The 4,403-nt window shown below is 43.9% G+C and carries 7 protein-coding genes and 1 pseudogene; 6 read left to right on the top strand and 2 right to left on the bottom strand.

What is annotated here, in order from left to right; genetic code table 11:
- The first annotated feature begins 67 nt into the window (after positions 1–67).
- The 5 genes from RMO35_RS07010 (at position 68) to RMO35_RS06990 (ending at position 3,251) form a co-directional block, all read left to right on the top strand.
- Positions 68–445: a VOC family protein gene (locus tag RMO35_RS07010; protein ID WP_309739612.1), complete on the top strand. Its 378-nt coding sequence runs from the start codon at positions 68–70 to the stop codon at positions 443–445.
- A 256-nt stretch (positions 446–701) separates the two neighbouring features.
- Positions 702–1,802: a DNA polymerase beta superfamily protein gene (locus RMO35_RS07005; RefSeq protein ID WP_309739609.1), complete on the top strand. Its 1,101-nt coding sequence runs from the start codon at positions 702–704 to the stop codon at positions 1,800–1,802.
- Positions 1,803–1,830: 28 nt separating this feature from the next.
- A complete protein-coding gene (locus tag RMO35_RS07000) occupies positions 1,831–2,310 on the top strand; it encodes a GNAT family N-acetyltransferase (protein ID WP_309739605.1) in 480 nt (159 codons plus the stop codon).
- Between the two features lie 45 nt (positions 2,311–2,355).
- On the top strand, positions 2,356–2,565 hold the full coding sequence (locus tag RMO35_RS06995; RefSeq protein WP_309739603.1) for a glycogen debranching protein: 210 nt from the start codon (positions 2,356–2,358) through the stop codon (positions 2,563–2,565).
- A 65-nt stretch (positions 2,566–2,630) separates the two neighbouring features.
- Complete coding sequence (locus RMO35_RS06990) at positions 2,631–3,251, top strand: PIN domain-containing protein (RefSeq protein ID WP_309739601.1); 621 nt, start codon at positions 2,631–2,633, stop codon at positions 3,249–3,251.
- A 185-nt stretch (positions 3,252–3,436) separates the two neighbouring features.
- On the opposite strand, the gene RMO35_RS06985 is transcribed toward RMO35_RS06990, so the two are convergent.
- Positions 3,437–3,823, bottom strand: coding sequence for a VOC family protein (locus RMO35_RS06985; protein WP_396135619.1), 387 nt, complete (start codon positions 3,821–3,823; stop codon positions 3,437–3,439).
- Between the two features lie 97 nt (positions 3,824–3,920).
- Between RMO35_RS06985 and RMO35_RS06980 the strand changes: the two genes are divergently transcribed.
- The gene (locus RMO35_RS06980) at positions 3,921–4,196 is read left to right on the top strand and encodes a hypothetical protein (protein WP_309739599.1); all 276 of its coding nucleotides are present in this window, start codon (positions 3,921–3,923) and stop codon (positions 4,194–4,196) included.
- A 96-nt stretch (positions 4,197–4,292) separates the two neighbouring features.
- Here the strand turns inward: RMO35_RS06980 and RMO35_RS06975 are convergent.
- Positions 4,293–4,403: pseudogene (locus tag RMO35_RS06975) on the bottom strand (50S ribosomal protein L1); the annotation flags it as partial.

Genomic DNA, 4,403 nt, shown 5'->3' with positions numbered 1-4,403 from the left:
GGATAAAAGATGAGGAATCTGGGGATCGGTGCTGGGATCGATCGCCGCAAATCAAAGAGTTTTCATAATGATAGCTATGGTAACAGGTGCGCTAGTCACGATCGCGAGTGTGAATTTCGATGTGGTTGTAGATTTTTACACCCAATTTTTGGGAACGACACCCAAGCCACATATTCCCGCTGTTTATGCCGAGTTTCTGATACCTGGGCTACAGTTAGGAATTTTTTGTCCCAAGTCCACCAATCGCGACGAATTTGGACAGCCTAGTCACAGCGGGATGAGTCTCTGTCTGGAGGTAGCTAATTTGGAAGACTCGATCGATAAACTCGCCCAACTCGGCTATCCCCCATCAGGAAACATCACCACAGCCTCCCACGGTCGCGAAATCTACGCCTACGACCCCGACGGTAATCGCTTAATTTTACATCAATCAGCTAGCGCTTGAACCAGTACATAACCCAAGTTGCTACCTTGTGGAATGCCTGCGACTGAAGTCGCGGCTAATGGTGCAAAGTCCGCCCACGCGGACTAGTTTATTAGTCCGCGTAGGCGGACTTTGCACTCCGTTCGCGAAGCGTCTGCCTTGCAGAGCAGCGGTTAGAAACCGCTGAGGTTATTGGTAGCAACTTGGGTTAATAATCTGAAACCTAGCCAGTGGGCAGTCCCCACCTCGATCTCCTGCCCTCTAATCTCTATTCCCCATGCAACGCCTAGAAGTCGAACAACGTATAATTCTAATTGGTTTGGCTGGTAGTCATGGCTACGGATTGAGCCGTCCCGAATCCGATCTTGACTATCGGGGTGTGTTTATTGCGGGCAAAAAATACTATTTGGGTTTGGATAAAGTCGAGCAAAAAGATAGCGGCTGGGATACCGAGCCTGGGATCTTTGACTTTCTCACAGGGGAAAAGGACACAGTGATTTACGAACTAAAAAAATTCGTTCAGCTATTAGCTGGAGCCAACCCCAACATTCTAGAGTTACTGTGGCTCAAACAATATCCCATCAAAACCGAAGTTGGCGCATATTTGCTCGCGCATCGTCAAATGTTCCTCAGCAAGCGCGTCAAACATACTTATTCTGGCTATGCCTTTGCCCAAATCAAAAAAATCGAATCTCATCGAAAATGGTTGCTCGATCCACCTCAAGAAAAGCCAGTTCCTGAAAAATTTGGTCTCACAGCAGAGCGACCCTTAAATAAGGAAGAATTACATGCCTTCTTGGAATACTTGTATAGCTTAGTACGCGGTAAAATTGAATATCTATCCGAAGCTCAAGAGTTATATCAATTATTGAATGGTGATATCGATTACAAAGGTTTATTAAAACAACATCATCTCACCGATGATGTCTTGGAATATACCCAAACACTTACCAATAGTCGCGGTGGCTTTATCAAGCTACTCCAAAAAAGCCAACAGTATCAAAATGCCATGCGTGAGTGGAATGCTTACAAATCCTGGCAAACCAATCGCAATCCCACCCGCGCGGGGATGGAACAACAGTCAGGTTTCGATCTCAAACATGCGATGCACTGTATTCGACTATTACGCAGCGGCTTGGAGATTTTAAGGTCTGGTGAAATATTTGTCGATCGACAGGATGTAGGCGATGCTGACGAACTCAAAGCAATCTTACGTGGCGATTTCACTTACGAACAAGTCACCGCCATTGCCGATAATCTAGTCGCCGAACTCGATCGCGCTTATGATGATTCTATTCTCCCCCGTCATCCCGATTTATCGGCAATTAACGATCTCTCGATCGAGTTAATCGAAAAACAAGGATGGGGGAATAATTAATAGTTAATAATTAATAGTTAATAATTAAATGCTGATAATTAGAGCTGCGGAAGAAAAGGATGTCGATCGGATTTTTGAGTTGATTTTAGGTTTGGCGGATTATGAGAAACTTCGCGATCGAGTGACTGGAAATGTTGAGTTATTGCGATCGCATTTATTTGGCGGACATCCTGCGGCTGAGGCAATTGTAGCCGAATTAGGCGAGTTGACGATCGGGTTTGCCTTATTTTTCCCCACCTACTCGACTTTTCTTACTCAACCGGGTATCCATCTTGAAGATGTCTTCGTTCAGCCTGAATATCGCCGTCAAGGTGTGGGCAAAGCATTGATGACTGCTATGGCTAAAATCGCTCACGATCGCGGTTGTGGGCGGCTAGAATGGTCTGTACTGGACTGGAATCAACCTGCGATCGAGTTTTATCAAGGTCTTGGTGCGACGGTATTGCCGGACTGGAAAACTTGCCGGATGACAGCCGCAACCCTAGCTGAGATTGCGACTAAATCCTAAATTGACTAAAATTTGATGAGTACGATACAGCAGGAATCAAGATCGATGCTAACAATTTGGGTAAACGAACAATTAGATCCTGGTGGTTTGATGTATGCCTGCATTGCTTCTCGGAGTGAAGCATTAGCCAAAGACTGTCACGCATCTTTTCAGGAAAATCTCACCCCCGAACAAATTCAACTAGGTTGGATCGCACGGCTCCGTACGGTTAATTCATGGGATGAAGTGCCAGTTAACTCCCTAAATTTGGGTTAACTAGAATTAAGCGCTAAGTAACCGCGCCGCAGATCGAGTTCGCACAGGCGGACTAAGAAATTAGCATGAACCTCTCATCAGTCGAGAAACAAGAGCAAGCAACGATCCTATTTATTGATTATGAAAATGTCACTCAAGTCAGACTAACGGATCTCCAACATCCCAATCTCAAAATCTTTATTTTTGTCGGCTGCGCTCAAGTCAAAATTCCGTTTGAACTAGTCAGGGAAGCGCATCTCTTAGGCGAAGCCGTCGAATGGATTGGCGTCGAAGGTAGTGGCGCAAATGCGCTCGACTTCCATTTGGTGTTTTATCTCGGTCAAATTAGTCTCAAATCACCCAATTGTAAGTACGTCATTCTCTCACGCGATCGCGGCTTCGATCCATTAATTCAGCACTTAGCTAAACGCGGCATCTCCTGTCGTCGCATCGACAATCTAGAGATGTTATCCGGCAATCCAGAATTAACTTACTCCCAAGATTTCCTGTCCGATATTGCGATCGCCAAATTATCCGCTGCTATTCCCAAAAGTAGACCGAAAAAAAGAGCGACTTTATACACATATCTCAAATCAGTTTTAACTAAATACCATCCAAGCGATCCAGAAATCAAACAACTACTCGATAGTTGGTTTGCGACTGGTAAGGTTACGGAAACTAAGGATAAAGTTAGTTATAAGTTTTGATTGGTTAGGCAGCATAGTTCTATTGGTGGGCAATGCCCACCCTACATTTATAGCTACTAGGTAGCAATGTGGAAATTCATGTTAGTGCTAACATTCAAGCTCAAACACGTGTTGTGTCAGCATAGTTTCTGATTGTCGTACAGATAGTGACAAACAGAATGTTCGGTCTGAAAATAGCATTCAATCTATAACTCGTACATCTCCAACGGTAAATCATCTGGATCTTTGAAGAAAGTAAATTTCTTACCTGTTATCTCATCAATCCTAATTGGTTCGACAGCGACTCCATGAGAAATTAAATAATCGACATTTTCTTCAATATTGTCCACTTCAAAAGCTAGATGCCTAAGTCCGCAAGCTTCAGGTTTACTCGGTCTTGGTGGTGGAAATGGAAATGAAAATAGTTCGATCGTATCTCGATCGGACACCTTCAAATCTAGCTTATATGAATCTCTTGCATCTCGATAAGTCTCGTTAATTATTGAAAACTTGAGGATGTCAACATAAAATTTTTTCGACTCTTTATAATCAGAGCAAATTATCGCTACATGATGAATTTTATTGATTTGCAAGTTAACTCCTCTTGGCTGAATACATACAGACGTTAGTGCTACTTCTCGATCGACTAAAATAGAAACATCCCAAAACTGCAAACTCATCCCTAATGATATGACACAAGCTAACGAGCCAAATGACTCTCAAAGAGAAATCAACCGCCGCTTTAGGGATTTGAGCTGGAGGGTAGAACGGTTGGAGACAAGCCAGATGCCTGCTCGGAGCTTAAATGAATCCTGCGATCGAGTATATGACGAGATCGACGCACTTGAAGGTATCGTCAATCAAAGATTCGATCGATTGGAGGTTGAGGTGAGAGAGATGAGAGCGGAAATGAATGGAAAGTTCGACACTATCATGCGATATCTGACTGGACTTGGAGATCGTTGATACTCACAGCAACTAAAACGATATGAATTGAAAAGGAGGGATAAGTCTCAAACTCACCCCTCCCATTCGTATGTAAATAATTAAACTATTTACTAATTATTCATTTTTCAGGTCGCGGAGACTGCTGATGTCGATTTCGATCGAAGGCCCCATCGTGGCGGAGACATACATGCTGCGCCAGAAGCGTCCCTTGGCTCCTGAAGGGCG

The sequence above is a fragment of the Chamaesiphon sp. OTE_20_metabat_361 genome (assembly GCF_031364565.1).
Note: the sequence above shows the minus strand (reverse complement) of the source record. Positions and strands in the feature narration are given on the sequence as shown.